The sequence below is a fragment of the Mycobacterium hubeiense genome, from assembly GCF_002838065.1.
Taxonomy (GTDB): Bacteria; Actinomycetota; Actinomycetes; order Mycobacteriales; family Mycobacteriaceae; genus Mycobacterium; species Mycobacterium hubeiense.
Genome location: NZ_PIZU01000005.1, coordinates 1 through 17,936 on the forward strand (window position 1 = coordinate 1; position 17,936 = coordinate 17,936).

Sequence of the window (17,936 nt, forward strand, 5' to 3'; positions counted from 1 at the left end):
ACACAAAACGAGGTGTGCACCAAACCCGGGATGCTTCACTCGCCGGCATGAAAGTGTTCCTGAGCGAAACGGGTGCCGAGGTCGGCTGTGACCACGAATCACACCCGCCGACCCTCGTCTTCATGACCCGCCGGCCTCTTGCCGAACTTCGCCACGTACTGGAGTGCCGCGGCGCGCTTTTCAGGGACGACGAGGTCGTGGAAGGTTTCCCGGCCGATGGCGATGGAGTTCGCGCGGGCCGGAACGCAGAGTTTTTGTGGTTCTACGACCTGGACGGCAACAAGATGGAGTTCTGCCGAGTCTTAAAGAAGAACTGACGCGCTATACGTCGGGCTGATAGCAGCAGCGATGCCTATGACACGAGAGGTTTGACCATTTTGGCGAAGAGCTTTCGGTTCGGTGCGGCGTTGTCAACACTGAAATCCCGAGGGCAGTGGCGCGATGCTGTCCGACGTATAGAAGATCTCGGATACGACGTCTTGCAACTGCCCGACCATCTCGTCACCCCTGCGCCCTTTCCCGCCTTGCTCGCCGCCGCAGAAGTCACGACGATGCGACTGAGCCCTTTTGTGCTCAACGCGGGTTTCTACAAGCCGGCGTTGCTGGCCCGTGACATCGCCGCCGTTGATCTCCTGACCGACCATCGGCTCGAAGTGGGTTTGGGTGCTGGCTATGTGCGTGAAGAGTTTGAAGCCGCCGAACTTGAATTTCCAAGCCCACGAAGCCGTGTGGACCACCTCACCCATATGACCACCTATCTGCGTGAGCATGTGCCGACGGTGCCGATCATGATCGCCGGTTCGGGCGACCGAGCGCTGACACTTGCCGCCACGCGGGCCGACATCGTCGGCATCAGCGGCAGCAGAACGAACAGCACGGCAGCCGACCCACTAGCTGACCTGGTGGCTTTCATCAACGACAAAGCTGTCGACCGGTTTACGGGTCTGGAGCTGAATCTGATGTTCACCGCGATGCCGCACGACAGCAGCGGCGTTCCGAAGGTTTTGCGCACATCGGGCTTCGGCCAGGCGCTATCCCAAGAAGAAATACTCGCATCGCCAACAACGCTGGCCGGCTCGCCTCAAGATATGGCGGATACGTTGCGCCACTACAGCGAGGAGTACGGCATCACATACTTCAGCGTTCCTCAGCTGCATGCAGAAGCATTTAGCACGGTGATCGCGGAACTGCGCTGAGAGGTGGAGCAACAATGCCCGAGTCGCTGACATTCGACGTCTCTGCCGCCGCGGGGAGCGGCGAGCAACTCACCCAGGAGGCGTGGATGTTTCTGCCCGAGCGGCCCGCCGACGCGCGTGCGGTGTTGCTGTGCCTCGCGGGCGGCACGTACGACAAGCACTACTGGCACATCGACATCGACGGTTATCCTGGGTACAGCTTCGGCGAGCATCTGGCTGACGCGGGGTTCGTCGTGATCGCCGTCGACCACCTGGGGATCGGCGAGAGTACAGACCCGGTTGCCTCCGGCCCGCTGGGCCTGGAGTTACTCGCGAGAGGCGACGCCGAGGTAGCGCGCCAGGTCCGAGAACGACTGCAATGTGGGGACTTACACCGCGACCTTCCGACGACGCTGCCGTTCGTGGGCGTCGGACACTCGATGGGCGCCTGTCTGACGACGATGGTGCAGGCCACGGCGCACCCATACGACGCCGTAGCGCTGTTGGGCTACGGTGTCCAAATCACCAATGTGTACGACGAAGCCGCCGACGCTGAGGATTTGGAGGCGCGAATTCAGCAGACGATCGAAGTGTCCTGTCAGCTGACGGGGGCCCAGCCCACCGACGTCCATACGTTCGCTCCCCGTGGTTATCTGGCCGACTTGTTCTACGCCGGTGAGGTTCCGCAAGACGTCGTCGACGCGGACACCGCTGTGCAGAGCCGTGTTCCGTTGCGCGCGGCGGCAGAGGTCACCACGCCCGGGTTCGTGGAAAGGTATGCGCCCCGCGTCGATGTTCCCGTCTTCCTCGCGTTCGGAGCAGCGGCCGACGTGTCGCCGAACCCATATGCAGAGCCCGCGAGCTACACCGCCTCAGCGGACGTGACCCTGTTCATCGTCCCGAATTCGGGGCACTGTCATAATTTTGCCAGCCATCGCGCACAGCTGTGGGATCGCATTGCGACGTGGGTGCCGACGGTCCTTCCGGTAGGGAGTGTGCAATGACGAACACCGTTGGGTTCCTCGGCGCCGGACAGCTCGGCGAACCGATGGTCGAGCGGTTGCTCGGCGCCGGGCACGACGTACTGGTTTATGCCAGGCGCGATGAGGTTCGTCGTCGATTGGAAATCAAGGGCGCCGCGATGGCGGCCTCTGTGGCCGACCTTGCACGCGGCAGCGACGTCCTCATCTCATGCCTGTTCTCCGATGCACAGCTGCGCGAGACAGGGCTCGGGCCAGAGGGTTTCATCGCCAATGCGAAGCCCGGCGCGGTTTTCGTCTCGCATACCACCGGCAACCTCTCCACACTCGAAGCGCTGCGGGACAGTTCCGCCGCACCGCCGGTCATCCTCGACGCGCCCGTCAGCGGTACCGCCGACGACATCGCTGCGGGCAAGCTGACGGTGCTGCTCGGCGGGCCTGCTGACGCCGTCGCGGCCGTGACGCCCATCCTGGCCGCGTACGCCGATCCCGTGGTGGCGACTGGCGAGCTCGGCAGTGCGTTGGCGCTCAAGCTGATCAACAACCTGTTGTTTGCGGCAAACGCCCAATTGTTGGCCTCGGCAGCGCAATTGGGCGCCCAGCTGGGCATCGACCCGGACGTGCTGTTGTCTACCTTGCAAGTGTGCAGTGCCAACAGCAATGCAGCGGCGCACGCTCACCGCATCGGCGGGATGGACCGGTTCACCGAACTCGCCGGACCCTTCTTACGCAAGGATATTGCGGCCTGCCGCGAGGCCGCCGCCGAGTCGGGCGTCGACCTCGGCCTGCTGGAAACCGCCGTGCGCGACGGGCCGTTGGCGCTCTACGACGACCCCGCGGCAGGGGAGAACTGACTTCGTCAGAGCTCGTCGAGGTAGCGCTCCACCAATGCGACCGACGTCTGTGGATAGCTCATCGCGGTCGGGGCGTCCAATCCGTCGCGCACCAGTAGCCGGGCGAGCCGGTTGTTGATCAGCGACAGCACGAACGCGGCCACCAACTGGTAGTAGACGATGTCGCCCGTCAACGTCCCGCCGAACTCGAGGTAGCGCCTGACGAATTCGTCGTCGTCCGGGATGCCCGCTAGCCGGGTGAACCCCAAGGCCTCGCACAGAAAGCGCTCGAACATCAGCCACCAACCGAGGTCGATGTCCGGTGGCCCGGTGGTCGCGGTCTCCCAGTCGAAGAGCGCCACCACCGACAGGTCGTCGCCGAAACACATGTTGCCGACTCGCGCGTCGCCCCACACGACCGTCTCGGCGTCGGTGTCGGGCGCGCGGTCACGTATTGTCCGCAGCGCATGCGCGAGCGTGTCAGCACCGACCGCCAGGTCGTCACGGCACCAGTCGTACCAGCCGCTGAGTTTGTCGAGGTAGCGCTGCAGCGCCGTGCCATCGGCGTCGCCCCCGCCGCGGAGGAACCGCAACGTGTCGGCGTCGCGCACCCGGTGTAGAGCCACCAGCGCACGTAAACCGTTGTCGCACAGCAGTTCCCGTTGTGATGCGGTCAGCTCGACCGTCCAGCCCCGCTTGTGCCAACTCGGGACGTCCGACGGTGTGCGCCCCCGCACCCGGCGCATCACATAGAACGGCGATCCCAAGATCGCCGCGTCGCGTTCGATGCCGACGATTTCCGGTACTGGAATACCCTGGGCGCCAAGCCTTTGCATCACCTCGGCCTGCCGTGGCGCGTCGGGCCCGGTGAACAACTGGTGGTCGTCGGCCTGCGTGCGCAATACCAGCTCCTCGGCGTGGTGCGCGCCGGATTCGTCGGTCCACGTGGCGGCGAAGAACACGGTCTTTCCCGAATAGCCTGCCGCGGGCGCGCTGAACTCGGAGATGTCGAAGGCGTTCGCGCCTGAGGGTGCCAGCCGGGGAGGCAGCCAGGCACGCAGCACCTCGTCCACCCGCTCGCCGACGTCGCCGCGCGCCGATGAATACGCCATCAGTCTCCTTCCATGAGTTGAACACTACTGTCAGAATATGCGGTGTGGATGGTGGCCAGACTGTGAGTGTCGCGCTCGGCGCCTACGTGCTCCCCGGCCGCGTCACCGACCCCGGCGCCGCCATCGGCCAGGCTCAAGCCGCCGAGCGGCTCGGTCTGCGCACGGTGTGGCTGAGCGAGCGGTGGGGCACCAAGGACCTCGGCGTTCTGGCGGGCGCGATCAGCCAAGTCACCTCGAGCGTCCGAATCGCCTCAGGCATCACGCATTTGCAGTCGCGCCATCCTGCGCTGCTTGCGTCGTTGGCGATGACGGCTCAGGCACTCTCGGGCGGGCGGTTCATTCTCGGCGTCGGACGCTCGGTCGACGCCATGTGGAGAGCCGTGGGGCTACCGCGGTCCACCAACGCCTTGATCGTCGACCACGCCGACATCTTCCGGCGCCTGTGTCGTGGGGAGAGGGTCCGCTACGACGGCCCCGCGGGCACCTACCCGTCGCTTCGGCTCAACGACATTCCCGATCAACCGGTGCCGCCGCTGGTCTTCGCGGCGATCGGCCCCAAGGGGCTGGAGCTTGCGGGTCGCCACTTCGACGGGGTGCTGTTGCATCCGTTCCTCACCCCGGCCGCCGTGCGGCGGTCAGTCGAGCACGTGCGCGAGGCAGAACGCGCGGTGGGCCGACCGAGGGGCAGCGTGCGGGTGTACGCCACCGTCGTTACGGCTTGCGAGCTTGATGCCGACGAGGAGCTCGCCGTGGTCGGGGCGCGGGCAGTGACCTATTACCAGATTCCCGGCTTCGGAGAACGGTTGGCGGCGGTCAACGGCTGGGATCCGGAACCGTTGACGCGGTTGCGATCTCATCCGTTGCTGGCCGGCATCAGGGGCGCGGCGGACTCCGTGCTCAGCCGCGAAGAACTCGTCGAGGTGGCGTCGGTATTGCCGGCGGCCTGGACCGGCGAGGCGGCGGCGGTCGGAACGGTGTGCGCCTGCGGTTCGATGTTCGGACGCTACCGCGAGGCGGGAGCTGACGAGCTGGTGTTGCACGGCACCACACCCGATCGGCTGGGACCGCTGGTGTCGGCTCACTGCCGAATTGATCAAGATGGCTAAATATTGATCGGCAGCGCGTCGAGATTTCGCGTCGAGTATGAGCTGGGTGTATCGAGTGTGCTTGTGCTGCGGAGTGTTTCGTGAAAATGGATGGTGAGGGCACACTCGACGCTGTGAACGCACACTCGAAGTGGTTAATGCACACTCAAAGCGTCGCACCGAGAATTTGACCGTCAATGCGACCGGACGCCGAAGTCGATGTCGGCAATGCTTTCGAATGGTGTGAAGCCGTCCTTGCCCAACCATGACGGCTTGGCCCGGTGACCCGGCTGGGGGCGGGCCCAGTCGACCCACGGCCCCCAATCCTCGCGCCGCAGTTTCTGTTCCAACGTCTGCGGGTACTTCTTCGCGGCCGCGCTGTAGCGTTGCGCGAACCTCTTCATCTCGGGCAACAACCAGACATCCTCCTCGGACCGCCACTTTCCGCCGCCGGCGTACTCGATGAATTGGTAGGACGGGAAGTCGATGGGAGCTCCGCCGGGCTCCGGGTTGTCGGCGCGGTTGAAGACCTTGTAGGCGACGCGCGTCCCGTCGACGACGTACCAAATGAGCGGGCTGTAGACCTGAGGCGCGGCCCCCATCGTGCCCTCGAGGAACCTGGTGATTTCGTCAGGGCCGGTGAAGGTTCCGTAGAAGTGGTCGAAGTAGGTCGCGTCGTCGGTGAACAAGTACGCCCATGCCTGCCAGTCCTCGAGCACGGGACCAGTCATGAAGTAGCGCCGGAACTCCCGCTCGACTTCTTCGACGTCTGCCATGGTGGTCACCCTCCCAGTCGTAGGCCCGCGTTGCGGGTGCCGAATATGTCGGTGGCCATGATCCCGCCGAGTTTGTCTGCATCCCAACGCTTCTGTCCGTTCGAGACCGACGCCACCGGATGCCATCCCTTGAGCAGCTGGAGGTGTTCGCCCATGGCCCGGATTACCTGCCCGCTGATGTGTCCGGCCTCTGGGCTGGCCAGCCAGGCCACCACCGGTGAGCCCAGCGACGGGTCCTTGGGGTCGAACTCGTCCTCGGCGCGCTCGTCGGGCTCGATGGGCGCCTCGGCCCCTGGCATCGACGCGGACATGCGGGTACGTCCGCCCGGGCTGATGACATTCACCGTCGCACCGATCGACGCGAGCTCCAGGCTCAGGGTCTGGGTCAGTCCGACGATCGCGGCCTTGGCGGCGCTGTAGTTCGTCTGCCCGAAGTGGCCGTGCAATCCAGCTCCGGAGGTGGTGTTAATGATGCGGCCGTAGACCTTTGCGCCGGATTCCTTTGCTTCCGTTCGCCATTTGCGCGCGACGGCGCGGCTGGTGAGCCAGCTACCGCGGACGTGCACCCGCATCACCAGGTCGAAGTCGTCGACGGTCATGTTCCAGATTGCCTTGTCGCGCACGATGCCTGCGTTGTTGACGACGATGTCCAAGCGGCCCAGCTGTGAGTAGGCGCGTTCGACGGCGAGGTCCACCTGCTCCTCGTCGCCCACGTCGCTGAAGTCCGAAACCGCCTTTCCGCCGCGGCTTTCGATGATCGCCACCACCTCGTCGGCGACCTTGCCGGTGCCCTCGCCGGACAGGCTGGTGCCCAGGTCGTTGACGATCACGGTGGCGCCGTGCTTGGCCAGTTCGAGTGCGTGCCCGCGGCCGATGCCGTGGCCAGCGCCGGTCACCAGCGCGACTTTGCCGTCGAGCAGTCTGGTCATCGGTTCTCCTCGCTAGGTGTGAACACCGTCAAGTAGGGGCACTCGGGGTCGTTCTCGTCGACTGGGCGGAAGGCCGCGGCAACCGGCATTCCGACCCGAAGACCACCGGGGTCCGCGCCCTCGATGGTTGTCATCAGTCGCGGACCCTCGTCGAGTTCGACGATCGCCGCGACGTAGGGCAACCGGTCTTTGAACGGAGCCAGGTCATTCACGTACACCGTTGAGTACGTGTAGAGCGTCCCAGTTCCCTTGGCCTGAACCGGGTGCACGTCCTCGCTCCAGCAGTACGGACAGAACGGCCGTGGGTAGTGATGGACCTTGCCGCAAGCCGTGCATTCAGCGATCAGCAGCCGCCCCTGCCTGGCGGCCTCCCAGTACGGTTCACTGGCGGAATCGATGGTGGGAATGTCTGCGCGTGCCACCGCCGTCACCACCCGGTGAACTTGGTCGGACGCTTCTCCATGAACGCTTGCACGCCCTCCTTGGAGTCCTGCGCGTAGGACTGGATCTCCTGGGCCATCGCCTCGGCGACGAATGCGCCGGACCGGTCGGTGTCGGGGGAGTCGTTGAGCAACCGCTTGGTGAATGCGATCGCGGAGGTCGCCGCCTCCGCGAGCCGCATGGCGAAGTCGGCCACCGTGGCGTCGAACTCGTCGGCGTCCACCACCCGGTTCACCAGCCCCAGCGTCAACGCCTCAGTGGCCGAGAGCTTTTCCCCGAAGAACGCCAACTCCTTGGCCTTCTGCATTCCGATGCGCCGGGGCAGCAGGTAGCAGCCCCCGCCGTCGACCACCAGTCCGCGCTTGACGAAAGACTCTGCGAAGTAGGCATTTTGGGTGGCGATCACCAGGTCGGACGCATACACGAGGTGTGCTCCAAGCCCCGTCGCCGCGCCGTGCACCGCGGCGATCACCGGCTTGTTGCAGTCCAGCACGGCCGCGACCAACTTCTGTGCGCCGTTCATGATGCGCCGAGTCGGCTCCAGCACCCGCTTCTCGCCAAGCGCTCGTCGGTCGGCCAGTGCGCCCACGTCAGCGCCCGAGCAGAAGTGCTTGCCGTTGGCGCGTAAGACAACCACCCGCACCTTCTCCTCGGTGTCGGCGGCTTCCAGCAGCGCGATGAGCGTGTTGCGGTCCTCTGGCCGGACCGCGTTGGCGGCGTCGGGCCGGTTCAGGGTGATCGTCATGACTCCGTCCGCGACGTCGGACAGTACCGCTGCCTCACTCATGGCGTGTACGCCGCCTCGAGGTGTTTGATGCCGTTGACGAAGTTCGACCTCAGCATGACGGGTTCGCTGGCCGCGGTGATGTCGGGGTATCGCGAATACAGCATCTGAAACGCCACGTTCAGTTCGAGGCGGGCCAGGTGGGCACCCAGGCAGAAGTGCGGTCCAGGACCGCCGAATGCCAGATGGTTGTTGGGTTTTCGCTCGATGTCAAAGGTCTCGGGATTCTCGAAAACCGCGGGGTCGCGATTTGCGGCGGGATACCACATCACGACCTTGTCGCCCTCGTTGAATGTATGGATGACGTCGTCCTGCTCGTTCGTCAGCGTGACGCCGTCGCGAGTCACGGTGCGGCGCATGTGAATCACCGGGCTCGCGTAGCGCAGAATCTCCTCGACCGCGGTGGGCGCCAATTCGTCGTAGTTCGCCATCAGCCGGTCGCGCTGCTCGGGGTGTGCGCTGAGAATGAGCAGCCCGTGGCTGAGTGCGTTGCGGGTCGTCTCGTTGCCCGCGCCGATCAGCAGGATGAAGAACTTCGCCAGTTCCTGCGGCGTCAGGTTCTCCTCGTCGGAGGTGACCAGCTTGCTGATGACGTCGTCGCGCGGATGGGCAATGCGGTCCTCGGCGATGCTCTTGAGCAGATCGATGAGTTGCTCGCTGGTCTGGCTGACCGCCTTCTCGATCCCCGCGACGGTCTGGTCAGGGACGTACTCGGGATCCGATGCGCCCAAGACGACGTTGGTTGCGCGAAGGATGAATTGTTCGTGCTCGCGCGGCACTCCCAACATGTTGTCGATGATGCGCAGCGGCAGCAGGGTGGCGAACGCCGAGACGAAGTCGCAGGTGCCGGAAGCGGGCATCTCCTCGAGGATCTCGGCGGTTGTCTCGGTGACCAGGCCGCGAAGCTCAGTCAGCATGCGGGGGGTGAAGCCGCGCGACACGATCTTGCGCAACCGCATGTGCTCGGGATCGTCCATGTCGATGATGGAGCCGCGATAGGCGCGCATCTCCGCGGTTTGATCGAAGATCTGGGTGCCTTGCCCGGAGCTGAACTCGTCGGGCCGACGGCTGATGCTCACCACGTCGCGGTGTGCGCCTACCGCCCAGAATCCTCGCACCCGCGGAGAGCCGAGTCGGCTGGTGCGGACGAACACCGGGCGACCCGCGTCGCGCAGGCGTCGGTAGAGCTCCGTTCGGTCGCCCGGATGCTCCTGCCACCACTGCAGGTCGATCAGCGGGGCGAACTGCTGCTCGTCGAGATCGATCGCGCTCACGACATCCGATTCTGGCACTTATGTCACTTTTAGGCAACGTCGCATAACAGGACAGTATGGATTAATGCGGGGAAACTTGCCGCATCGATCTCGTCATATATCTAACATTAGTGTCACTGACAGTAGGGAACCGAGGAGGGCCATGTCATTACGGGTAGGCATCATCGGCGTGGGCTGGGGCGCCCACGTGCAAGTGCCGGGTTTTCGAGCGGCGAAGGGCTTCGAGCCTGTCGCGCTGTGTGCGCGCACACCCGAACGGTTGCAACGGGTGGCCACCAAGCTGGGCATTGACGAGACGTCCACCGATTGGCAGTCGTTCGTCACACGGGATGACCTCGACGTCATCTCGGTCGCCACGCCCACCTCGTTGCACCACGAGATGACGACGGCTGCCCTGGCCGCGGGCAAACCCGTGCTCTGCGAAAAGCCGCTCGCCGGCGACCTGGACGAGGCCCGCGACATGGTGCGCGCCGCCGCCGCCGCCGACGTGCCAACCGCCTGCTGCTTCGAGAACCGTTGGAACCCAGACTGGTTGGCCGTCGCGGATCGAGTGCGCTCCGGTTTCCTGGGCACGCCGTACTTCGTCCGCGTGAGTCGCAGCGCGTCGTACTGGCACCCGAGCCATCCTCTGCAGGCCCACTGGATGTACGACCGCGAGCAGGGCGGCGGATACCTGGCAGGCATGCTGGTGCACGATCTCGACTTCGTGTGCAGCCTGCTCGGTCGCCCCGTGTCGGTGTGCGCGGAGGTGCGCACCAGCGATCCGGTGCGCGAGCTGCCCGACGGTGGGACGCTGCAGGTCACCGCCGACGACACCGCGGCGGTGCTGATGCGGATGGAGTCCGGGGTAACCGCCGTGTTGAGCGTGTCGGTGATGGGTGCGCACGCCGACCACTACCGCCTGGAGCTTTTCGGCGCCGACGGCACCATCATCGGTGATGGCGACTTGCGTTCGGCGGCTTATCAACTCGGTGGGGCCACCGACGACGGCCTGCGTCCGTTGCCAGTCGACAACCGCGAGCCTGCACATCCCGAGCGGCTCCCTGGTGGGCTGGCGGGTCATGCCAGCCGGGCGATGGCGCTGATGCTGGAGGACTGGCTGCCCGCATTCGACGGCGCGCCGAGCCAGGTGGCCACCTTCGACGACGGCCTGCTGTCGCTGGCGGTGATCGACGCTGCGCGTCGATCCGCCGAAGGCGGCGGCTGGGAACCGGTGCAAGCATGAGAAGCGCGTCGAACGTGAACCTGTTGCGAAAAACCGTGGGGAATTTCGCAATAGCTTCACGTTCGGTGGCCTGAGGCCGAGCGTTACGCCTCGGCGGCTGGATAGATCAGCACGCCGCGAATGTTGGCCCCCGCGTGCATGTCGGCGTAGCCGTCGTTGACCTTCTCCAATGGGTACGTGCGGGTGACCATCGAGTCGAGATCCACTTGACCCGCGCTGTACAGCTCAAGAATTTTCGGAATGTCGGCGCGTGGGTTGCCTGAGCCGTAGAGCGTCCCGATGATTTGCTTCTCGGTCAGCGTCAGGTCCATCAGGTTGGCCCGGATCTCGCGCTCCAGCATCGGGTGGATGTTGGTGACGATCAGCTTGCCGCGCTTGGCGGTCATAGCCAGTGCCTGACCCACAAGTTGACCATCGCCGACGCCCATCGCGCAGATGAACTTGTCCACACCGCGGTCCCAGGTGGCTTCGGCCACAACGCTTTTGGCCTCGTTCCAGTCCGCTGCGGTGTGGGTGGCGCCCATCTTGCGCGCTTCGTCGCGTTTGTACGGCGACGGGTCGATGACGGTGATGGTGCGGGCACCGGCCAGACGCGCACCCTGAACCGCTGCGGCGCCGATGCCTCCGACACCAGCGATCGCGACGGTGTCGCCTGGCCGCACGTCGGCGGCATAGACGGCCGAACCCCACCCGGTGATGAAGCCGCATCCGAGCAGGCACGCGAGGTCAAGACGGTAGTGCTCCGGGATTTTGACGCAGCTTGCCTCGTGCACCACGGTGTGGTGCGCGAACGAACCGACGCCGCAGGCCAACGCGAGATCCTTGTCGCCGATATGGTGGCGGGCGGTTCCGTCGTGAATTTGCATGCCGGAGTAGATTTTTGCGCCCAGGTCGCACAGGCTCTGGTGGCCGGTCGAACACGACGGACACCGCCCGCAGGAGGGTATGAAGCTGAACACGACGTGGTCACCCGGGGCCAGCCACGACACGTGGTCGCCGACGGCCTTGACCACGCCGGCGCCCTCGTGCCCTCCGATGCAGGGCAGCGCGATCGGCATGTCGCCGGTGACGAGGTGGTCGTCGGAGTGGCACATGCCCGAGGCGTGAAGTTCGACCAACACCTCCGTCGCCTTGGGCTCGTCGAGCTCGATGGTCTCGATGGACCATGGCGTGTTGCGTTCGAATAGCACTGCGGCTTGGGTTTGCATGGAAATCCCTTCGGAGCCTTATCGAATGATGACTTGATGTTCAACGAAGCCGGCGATGCCCTCGGGCCCGCCCTCGCGGCCGATGCCGGACTGCTTGAACCCGCCGAACGGGCTGGCGAAGTCGAGCACCGCGGTCGAGTTGACCGCCACCGACCCGACCTGCAGCCGCGCCGCCACCGCCGCTGCCCGCTCCGAGTCGGACGACCACACCGCACCAACGAGCCCGTATCGGGAGTCGTTGGCGATGGCGACCGCGTCGGCAGCGTCATCCTCTCCGGTGTCGTCATAGGCGATGACGACAGCGACGGGTCCGAAGACCTCCTCGCGGGCGATCTCCATGTCATTGGTCGCCGCGACGAGTGCCGGGGCGACCAACCATCCTGGCCCGTCCGGCCGCTCACCGCCCACGAGGACCGTGGCGCCTTCTTCTCGTGCACGCGACACAAACTCTTCGACTCTGTCGCGTGCGGCCTCGTTGATCAGTGGGCCGATGTCGGTCGACCGGTCGGCAGGGTTGCCGACGCTCAACTTGGCGACCGCTTGGGTCAGAGCCACCACGTATTCGTCGTAGCGGCTGCGCGGCAGCAGGATTCGCGTCAACGCCGCGCACAGCTGGCCGTTGTTGCCCATCACACCGCTGACGAGTCCGGGCACGGTGTTGTCGAGCTCCGCGTCGGGCAGCACGATCGCCGCGGACTTGCCGCCAAGTTCGAGGCTGCAGCGCCGGATGAGCGAGCCGCACTTCGCGGCGATGCGCGCGCCGACGGCTGTCGATCCGGTGAAGCTGACTTTGTCGATTCCGGCATGTCCGGTGAGCAGCTCGCCGGTCGCGGCGCCGCCGTTGACGACGTTGACCACGCCATCCGGGATTCCCGCCTCCTCGATCGCTTCGGTCAGCACGGCGAACTCCAGCGGGGCGTCGGGCGCCGGTTTGAGCACCACCGTGCACCCGGCGGCCAGCGCCGGACCCAGCTTCAACGCGGCGATGAACAGTGGTGTGTTCCATGGCACGATCGCGCCGACCACGCCGACGGGCACCTGGCGTACGAGTACGGTGCCGCCCGTCATCGAGGGGCGGGTGGTGCAGAAGGGATAGTCACCGGTGATGGCGGCGTATGCCTTCAGCACGCCGACCGCGGTGATCACCTGACCGAAGGTGCTCCACGACCGCGGTGACCCGATCTCCGCGGTCGTCAGGTCGGCGAGCTCACCTTTGCGCGCAGCCAGGGCGTCGGCCAGCCGGCCGAGCGCGGCTCCGCGCTCTGCAGGGGAGGTCTGGCCCCACCCGGGCAGCGCGTCGCGGGCGGCCGCGACGGCGGCGTCGACTTCGGCAGGGCCGGCGACGCCCACCGAGCCGAGGACTTCGCCAGTGGTCGGCGACGTCACGTCGATCGTCTCGGCGGGCGCCTCCGTGATCCATTTGCCTGCGACATAGCTTGCCGCCACCTCGACCATGGGCATCGATTCTGGCATTAATGTCATCTTTGGACAAGCGGCTCATTTGTGCAATAGGCGCCCGGAGAGTTTCGCTCCTGACATTTTTCTGACACTATTGGTCACTATGACTCCATCGTCGGAAGGCGACGCCGACCTTGGCGTCGGAGAGCCGTGGGAGGTGGTGGTCGAACGCGGCAAGATCGCCGAGTTCGCCGAAGCCATGCTGAGTGACAACCCCGCCTACCGGGGCCCCGACGCGATCATCCCTCCGACGTTTCTCACCAGTGCGGCTCGGTGGGCACCGCCTGGTGTCCGGGTGAACGTGGGCTTCGACCGCAAGCGTTTGTTGCATGGTGAGCAGGAGTACACGTTCTACGGCGCACTGCCCGCGGCGGGCGACGTGCTCACCGCTGCGGAGCGCATCGTCGAGCGGTTCACCAAGCCCGGTAAGCGTGGCGGCACCATGCGCTTCGCCAGAGTGGTGACCGAATACCGCGACACCACAGGGACATTGGTCGCCGAGGCGAAGGCGACGTTCATCGAGACAGCGGCCAAAAAGTGACGGCCATGACCGCTCTGCGCGTGGGCGCGCAGGCGGCCCCGCGCGAGTTCGGGCCGCTGACCCGCCAGATGTTCGTCCGTTACGCCGGGGCGTCCGGGGACCTGAACCCGATGCACTACGACGACGAGTTCGCGCGGGCCGCCGGATTTCCGTCGGTTTTCGCCCAGGGGATGTTCTCGGCAGCCCTGCTCGCAGGTTTCGCGACCGACTGGCTAGGCGCGCGCAACGTTCGCCGGTTCGGGGTCAGGTTCCGCGAGCAGGTCTGGCCCGGCGACGTGCTGACCTGCTCGGGAACCGTCACCGCCGTGTCGGAGGAGTCAAACGCCGACCGGCTGATGGTCGAGTTGACCGCCACCCGGCAGACGGGCGGCGTGGCGATCACCGGGACCGCGGAATTCGTCATTCCGCGAAACGCGCCACTGCGCGACACACCCAGCCCGGCTGGGCCATAGGCTTAGACGATCATGTCCGAAGCCTCGATCGTCCGTCGGGCCAGTTACGGCCCGTCGAGCCCCACCGTCGGTGAACGCGGTGCCAGCACGCGGAGCAAGATCACCGAGGTTTCGCTGGAGTTGTTCGGTCGGCTCGGATACTTTGACACGTCCGTCGATGCGATCGCCAAGGGCGCAGGCGTTTCGCGTGCCACCCTGTACCAGTACTTCAAGGGCAAGGACGAGATCTTTCTCGAGTTGCTCAACGAATGCGGGAGCGCGCTGTTCCGGGTGGCTCGCCGCATCGGGCCGCTCGGGCCCGACGAAGTGGGGTTCGACAACCTGAACTGGTGGCTCGGCGAGTGGAGCTGGGTCTTCGAGAAGTACTCCACGATGTTCGTGCAGTGGACGGCCATCGCCTCGTCGGATACCAAGGTGCGCCCGGAGATAACGCGGTTCGTGCGCAGCTACAACCACCGCCTCGCCGAGCGGCTCGCGGCGTCGGGACTGCACGGCCTCGACCCTGAAGTGGCGGCCATGACGATGACCGCGCTCGTGCACCGCATCAACTTGCACGTGCACACCGGTCGCGCCTATGGCCGGACCGCGAAGGATGCGGTCGACACCTTGTCGGTCTTTCTCCAACTCATGTTGTTCCCTGCTACGCCACCTGCGGTGTTGACGTCGCTACGGCTACACGGCAGCAGCAATCCGGCTGCCGACGTGGACGCCGTCGAGGTGCCCGATGAACCGAGTGTCGAGGGACTTTCCATCAGCGAACGCACCGCAGGGCTGAGCAAGCGCGCTGACGCCACGGTCAGGGCGCTAGCTGAAGCCGGTGCGGCCCAGTTCCGCGCCCGTGGGTATCGCAGCACCAGCGTGGACGACATCGTGGCGGCCGCCGACGTAGCGCGCGGCACGTTCTACAAGTACTTCAGCGACAAGCAGGACCTGCTGGCAGCCGTCGCCGCGGAGATATACGGCGCCGGAATCGCGTTCGCAGAACGCATTTCGCAGGTCGACCCCCTCGCGCAGGAGTCGACTCTGCGGCACTGGCTGGCTACCTACGTCGAGTTCTACGACCGGTACTCCGGCTGCATCGAGGCATGGGCGGAGGGCACCACCGACGACCCCACGATCGTCGGCATCGGTGAACACGGCCAGGTGATGATGGACCTCGGCGCGGCCAAAATGCTGATCCGCCGCCCCGGTCCATATCCGTTCGACCCGCTGGTTTCGGCTCTGATCCTGCGCGCGCTCGTCACCCGGGTGCCCCAGGCCGCGTTGGATCTGCCCGAGCCGCTGGACGCAGACGGCATAGTCGAGCTATTGATCAGCTGCATCAAACGCGGGTTCTTCGGTCACGCAAGCTAACGTGCTGGGGCGGACACGGCGACGGCCATCCCGGTGATCCATTCCGGAACAGGCTCGTAGGCAACGGGGAAGACCGGCCTGCCGCCGCCGGCGGCACCCGCGGCGACCCAGGTCCTGACCTCGTTGGCGCCGGCGCCTGCGCGCGTGTGGGCGCAGTCCACGAGTCGGATCAGCGCCGCGGCATCCCAGGTCGACATTGCCTGTAACACCTCGGCATCCCAGTCCGGCCGTATCTTGTTGCGTGCGTCCGCCATTCCTGCGGCGATGATGCGCGCGCGCTCGTCGTCGCTGAGTTGGTAGCTGTCGACTTCCAGGCTCGGTGGCGAATGCGACAGTCCGCCGGTGCCGATCAGCAGCACCCGCTGATCGACCGAGTCGAGGAATCGCGCGACCGCCGCACCGAAGCCAGCGACACGCCGGCCGGTTGGCAGGGGGGCGGTCGCGCAGTTCACCGCGATCGGAATGACAGGCTTAGCATCCAAGTCGCCCACCAGGTCCCGAATCGGCTGTGCGAAAGCGTGATCCAGTTCGACGTCACGGCACACCGCGATATCAAACTCTTCGGTGAGCAAGTGCTCGCACAGTGCGCGAGCCAACGTCGACGGAACCGCCAAGGCGCCCGCGGGATGGCGGCCTTCGGCGATGATCGAAGCCGACAGTGCCACACCGAATGTCGGCACCACGGTGGTGAATGCGCGTCGGTGGTCACCGCCGAAGACGATCACCACGTCGGGGTCGAAAACGCGCACCTCATCGGCCGCCCGCGCCAAGGCCGAGCGGAACTCGAGCCCGAACACCTCCTCGACGTCGCGCTCCTTGCCGGGGCTGTGACTCGCGCAGACCACCAAGCGGCGCGAAGTCATTCCGTCACGGATATCGCGGCTTCGGGGCAGTTGGCCGCGCCGTTGCGCGCCGCCTCGACGTCCAGCGGCGACACCTCACCGTCCGCGACAACTTGGCCATACCCGTGGTCGTCATCAGTGAAGACGTTGGGCGCCAACGAGTAACACATGCCGTGGCCCATGCACTTTGCGGCGTCGATAGTGACCTTCACGCGCGACCCCCGCCCTCGATCGTCAGATGCAGCGAGTCCAGGCCGAGGGTTCCACGCGGCCAGTGCACCCGCGGCGTCGTGCCAGGCGTGATGTGGTAGTTCGGAATTCGCTTGTGCCATTCCTCGTAGAGCACCTGCATTTCCATCCGTGCCAGGTGTGAGCCGAGGCAACGATGCACACCCATGCCGAAGCTGATGTGCCGATTCTCGGGGCGGTGAAAATCGATCTCGTACGGATTGGGGAACACCTCTTCATCACGGTTGGCCACGGCCAGATACGTGGTGATCCGAGTGCCCTCCGACAGCGTGTGCCCGTTGATCGTCACCTCCTCGGTGCTCACCCTGGGAACGAACGGCGCCGGCGGATCCAGCCGCAGCAACTCCTCCATCGCGGCCGGAATGAGCGACGGGTCGTCCACGAGTTCTCTTCGCCGCTCGGGGTTCTCGGCCAGCCGCTGCATCCCGAATCCTAGGGCATCCATCACCGTGTCCAGTCCGGCGAGCACGAACAAAAAGCACAGACCGATGGCTTCTTCATCGGAAAGGGCATCGGGCGGTTCGATACTCAGTACCTGACTGAGCACGTCGTCTCCGGGTGTGCCGCGACGCGTCTTGATGAGTTCGGAGAGGTACGTGAACAGTTCGAGCGCCTTCTGCATGCCTGCCTGGGCCGCTTCGTCGACCGATGTTTGGCCTGCCGCGGCGCTGAGGTTCAGAACGGCGTTCTTCCACTCGATGAACTGATCGCGCATGTCCAAAGGCAGCCCGAACAACGTGAGAAACACCTGGATCGGGAACACGGCGGCGACCTCGGCGATGAAGTCGCATTCCCCGCGCTGCGCGATCGGCTCGATGATGTCGACAACCTGCTTGCGCAGATCGGGTTCGAGGGGCTTGATCACGCGAGGACTGAAGAATGGTTGCAAGATGCGGCGGTAGCGCGTCTGCTCGGGCGGGTCGAATGCTATGGGCACCAACGGGACTGGACTGGCGAGCACGTCGAACGCGCGCTTGGACGAGAACACCGACGGGTTCTTGAGGACGAGCTCCACCAAATCGCGACGCGTGACCGCGTAGCCGCCCTCGACCTCGACGAGGGCGTGCTTGTCCATTTGGTGCCAGGCGTCGTCGCGGGCCTCCGGCATCGGGAGGTCGTCGGTGCAAACCTTCGGAATTGCGTCGGTGGTCAACCCGTCCTCGATTCCTGGTCGATGCGCGGGCGCGCGCACTGTGACGGCGGATACCTTCAAAGTGTG

General features: G+C 65.4%; 20 protein-coding genes. 9 read left to right on the forward strand and 11 right to left on the reverse strand.

Translation table 11 applies throughout. The features are described from left to right. From CWS39_RS05750 to CWS39_RS05765, 4 genes are all read left to right on the forward strand, one after another. Positions 1-317: hypothetical protein (locus CWS39_RS05750; RefSeq protein ID WP_233213373.1), on the forward strand; the 317-nt coding region annotated here is incomplete at its 5' end. A gap of 60 nt (positions 318-377) precedes the next feature. Then, positions 378-1,196: a TIGR03621 family F420-dependent LLM class oxidoreductase gene (locus CWS39_RS05755; RefSeq protein ID WP_102142136.1), complete on the forward strand. Its 819-nt coding sequence runs from the start codon at positions 378-380 to the stop codon at positions 1,194-1,196. A 14-nt stretch (positions 1,197-1,210) separates the two neighbouring features. Further along, on the forward strand, positions 1,211-2,179 hold the full coding sequence (locus tag CWS39_RS05760) for an alpha/beta hydrolase (protein ID WP_102141955.1): 969 nt from the start codon (positions 1,211-1,213) through the stop codon (positions 2,177-2,179). Next, a complete protein-coding gene (locus tag CWS39_RS05765) occupies positions 2,176-3,009 on the forward strand; it encodes an NAD(P)-dependent oxidoreductase (RefSeq protein WP_102141956.1) in 834 nt (277 codons plus the stop codon). Before CWS39_RS05760 ends, CWS39_RS05765 begins: the two co-directional genes overlap by 4 nt. 5 nt (positions 3,010-3,014) lie before the next feature. Here the strand turns inward: CWS39_RS05765 and CWS39_RS05770 are convergent, their stop codons facing one another. Then, the gene (locus tag CWS39_RS05770) at positions 3,015-4,100 is read right to left on the reverse strand and encodes a phosphotransferase family protein (protein ID WP_102141957.1); all 1,086 of its coding nucleotides are present in this window, start codon (positions 4,098-4,100) and stop codon (positions 3,015-3,017) included. 44 nt (positions 4,101-4,144) lie between these two features. Here CWS39_RS05770 and CWS39_RS05775 point away from each other — a divergent pair, with 44 nt between their 5' ends. Then, on the forward strand, positions 4,145-5,206 hold the full coding sequence (locus CWS39_RS05775; protein WP_233213374.1) for a TIGR03857 family LLM class F420-dependent oxidoreductase: 1,062 nt from the start codon (positions 4,145-4,147) through the stop codon (positions 5,204-5,206). Positions 5,207-5,379: 173 nt separating this feature from the next. Here the strand turns inward: CWS39_RS05775 and CWS39_RS05780 are convergent, their stop codons facing one another. From CWS39_RS05780 to CWS39_RS05800, 5 genes are read right to left on the reverse strand one after another with little or no spacing between them, the layout of a single operon-like run. Continuing rightward, the gene (locus CWS39_RS05780; RefSeq protein WP_102142138.1) at positions 5,380-5,961 is read right to left on the reverse strand and encodes a nuclear transport factor 2 family protein; all 582 of its coding nucleotides are present in this window, start codon (positions 5,959-5,961) and stop codon (positions 5,380-5,382) included. Between the two features lie 5 nt (positions 5,962-5,966). Next, the gene (locus CWS39_RS05785; RefSeq protein ID WP_102141958.1) at positions 5,967-6,890 is read right to left on the reverse strand and encodes an SDR family NAD(P)-dependent oxidoreductase; all 924 of its coding nucleotides are present in this window, start codon (positions 6,888-6,890) and stop codon (positions 5,967-5,969) included. Continuing rightward, complete coding sequence (locus tag CWS39_RS05790; protein ID WP_102142139.1) at positions 6,887-7,321, reverse strand: Zn-ribbon domain-containing OB-fold protein; 435 nt, start codon at positions 7,319-7,321, stop codon at positions 6,887-6,889. Before CWS39_RS05790 ends, CWS39_RS05785 begins: the two co-directional genes overlap by 4 nt. Continuing rightward, positions 7,318-8,118, reverse strand: a complete 801-nt coding sequence (locus tag CWS39_RS05795) for an enoyl-CoA hydratase/isomerase family protein (RefSeq protein WP_102141959.1) — start codon at positions 8,116-8,118, stop codon at positions 7,318-7,320. Before CWS39_RS05795 ends, CWS39_RS05790 begins: the two co-directional genes overlap by 4 nt. Next, positions 8,115-9,389, reverse strand: coding sequence for a cytochrome P450 (locus CWS39_RS05800; RefSeq protein ID WP_102141960.1), 1,275 nt, complete (start codon positions 9,387-9,389; stop codon positions 8,115-8,117). Before CWS39_RS05800 ends, CWS39_RS05795 begins: the two co-directional genes overlap by 4 nt. A 142-nt stretch (positions 9,390-9,531) precedes the next feature. Here CWS39_RS05800 and CWS39_RS05805 point away from each other — a divergent pair, with 142 nt between their 5' ends. Then, positions 9,532-10,614, forward strand: coding sequence for a Gfo/Idh/MocA family protein (locus CWS39_RS05805; protein WP_102141961.1), 1,083 nt, complete (start codon positions 9,532-9,534; stop codon positions 10,612-10,614). A gap of 83 nt (positions 10,615-10,697) precedes the next feature. On the opposite strand, the gene CWS39_RS05810 is transcribed toward CWS39_RS05805, so the two are convergent. Both CWS39_RS05810 and CWS39_RS05815 read right to left on the reverse strand, forming a co-directional pair. Further along, complete coding sequence (locus CWS39_RS05810) at positions 10,698-11,822, reverse strand: Zn-dependent alcohol dehydrogenase (RefSeq protein ID WP_102141962.1); 1,125 nt, start codon at positions 11,820-11,822, stop codon at positions 10,698-10,700. Between the two features lie 18 nt (positions 11,823-11,840). Continuing rightward, the gene (locus tag CWS39_RS05815) at positions 11,841-13,304 is read right to left on the reverse strand and encodes an aldehyde dehydrogenase (protein WP_102141963.1); all 1,464 of its coding nucleotides are present in this window, start codon (positions 13,302-13,304) and stop codon (positions 11,841-11,843) included. Positions 13,305-13,383: 79 nt separating this feature from the next. Here CWS39_RS05815 and CWS39_RS05820 point away from each other — a divergent pair, with 79 nt between their 5' ends. From CWS39_RS05820 to CWS39_RS05830, 3 genes are read left to right on the forward strand one after another with little or no spacing between them, the layout of a single operon-like run. Further along, positions 13,384-13,821 (forward strand): FAS1-like dehydratase domain-containing protein, encoded by a 438-nt coding sequence (locus CWS39_RS05820; protein WP_199177982.1) that lies wholly within the window; start codon positions 13,384-13,386, stop codon positions 13,819-13,821. Between the two features lie 5 nt (positions 13,822-13,826). Further along, positions 13,827-14,273 carry a MaoC/PaaZ C-terminal domain-containing protein gene (locus CWS39_RS05825; protein WP_102142141.1) on the forward strand — a complete coding sequence of 149 codons (447 nt, stop codon included), beginning with the start codon at positions 13,827-13,829 and terminating at the stop codon, positions 14,271-14,273. Positions 14,274-14,285: 12 nt separating this feature from the next. Continuing rightward, entirely contained in the window at positions 14,286-15,626 is a 1,341-nt protein-coding gene (locus CWS39_RS05830; RefSeq protein ID WP_102141964.1) for a TetR/AcrR family transcriptional regulator, read from the forward strand. Here the strand turns inward: CWS39_RS05830 and CWS39_RS05835 are convergent. From CWS39_RS05835 to CWS39_RS05845, 3 genes are read right to left on the reverse strand one after another with little or no spacing between them, the layout of a single operon-like run. Further along, positions 15,623-16,489 (reverse strand): 3-carboxyethylcatechol 2,3-dioxygenase, encoded by an 867-nt coding sequence (locus CWS39_RS05835; RefSeq protein ID WP_199177983.1) that lies wholly within the window; start codon positions 16,487-16,489, stop codon positions 15,623-15,625. The two genes, CWS39_RS05830 and CWS39_RS05835, sit on opposite strands and share 4 nt — an antisense overlap. Continuing rightward, positions 16,486-16,680 carry a ferredoxin gene (locus CWS39_RS05840; RefSeq protein WP_102141965.1) on the reverse strand — a complete coding sequence of 65 codons (195 nt, stop codon included), beginning with the start codon at positions 16,678-16,680 and terminating at the stop codon, positions 16,486-16,488. Before CWS39_RS05840 ends, CWS39_RS05835 begins: the two co-directional genes overlap by 4 nt. Continuing rightward, on the reverse strand, positions 16,677-17,870 hold the full coding sequence (locus CWS39_RS05845) for a cytochrome P450 (protein ID WP_102142143.1): 1,194 nt from the start codon (positions 17,868-17,870) through the stop codon (positions 16,677-16,679). Before CWS39_RS05845 ends, CWS39_RS05840 begins: the two co-directional genes overlap by 4 nt. Positions 17,871-17,936 lie beyond the last annotated feature (66 nt).

Bases quoted from the DNA above. Each gene is read 5' to 3' on its own strand.
- CWS39_RS05805 (WP_102141961.1), top strand. From the start codon at position 9,532: ATGTCATTACGGGTAGGCATCATCGGCGTGGGCTGGGGCGCCCACGTG.
- CWS39_RS05770 (WP_102141957.1), bottom strand. From the start codon at position 4,100: ATGGCGTATTCATCGGCGCGCGGCGACGTCGGCGAGCGGGTGGACGAG.
- CWS39_RS05760 (WP_102141955.1), top strand. From the start codon at position 1,211: ATGCCCGAGTCGCTGACATTCGACGTCTCTGCCGCCGCGGGGAGCGGC.
- CWS39_RS05825 (WP_102142141.1), top strand. From the start codon at position 13,827: ATGACCGCTCTGCGCGTGGGCGCGCAGGCGGCCCCGCGCGAGTTCGGG.
- CWS39_RS05820 (WP_199177982.1), top strand. From the start codon at position 13,384: ATGACTCCATCGTCGGAAGGCGACGCCGACCTTGGCGTCGGAGAGCCG.
- CWS39_RS05810 (WP_102141962.1), bottom strand. From the start codon at position 11,822: ATGCAAACCCAAGCCGCAGTGCTATTCGAACGCAACACGCCATGGTCC.
- CWS39_RS05780 (WP_102142138.1), bottom strand. From the start codon at position 5,961: ATGGCAGACGTCGAAGAAGTCGAGCGGGAGTTCCGGCGCTACTTCATG.
- CWS39_RS05830 (WP_102141964.1), top strand. From the start codon at position 14,286: ATGTCCGAAGCCTCGATCGTCCGTCGGGCCAGTTACGGCCCGTCGAGC.
- CWS39_RS05835 (WP_199177983.1), bottom strand. From the start codon at position 16,489: ATGACTTCGCGCCGCTTGGTGGTCTGCGCGAGTCACAGCCCCGGCAAG.
- CWS39_RS05785 (WP_102141958.1), bottom strand. From the start codon at position 6,890: ATGACCAGACTGCTCGACGGCAAAGTCGCGCTGGTGACCGGCGCTGGC.
- CWS39_RS05815 (WP_102141963.1), bottom strand. From the start codon at position 13,304: ATGACATTAATGCCAGAATCGATGCCCATGGTCGAGGTGGCGGCAAGC.
- CWS39_RS05795 (WP_102141959.1), bottom strand. From the start codon at position 8,118: ATGAGTGAGGCAGCGGTACTGTCCGACGTCGCGGACGGAGTCATGACG.
- CWS39_RS05765 (WP_102141956.1), top strand. From the start codon at position 2,176: ATGACGAACACCGTTGGGTTCCTCGGCGCCGGACAGCTCGGCGAACCG.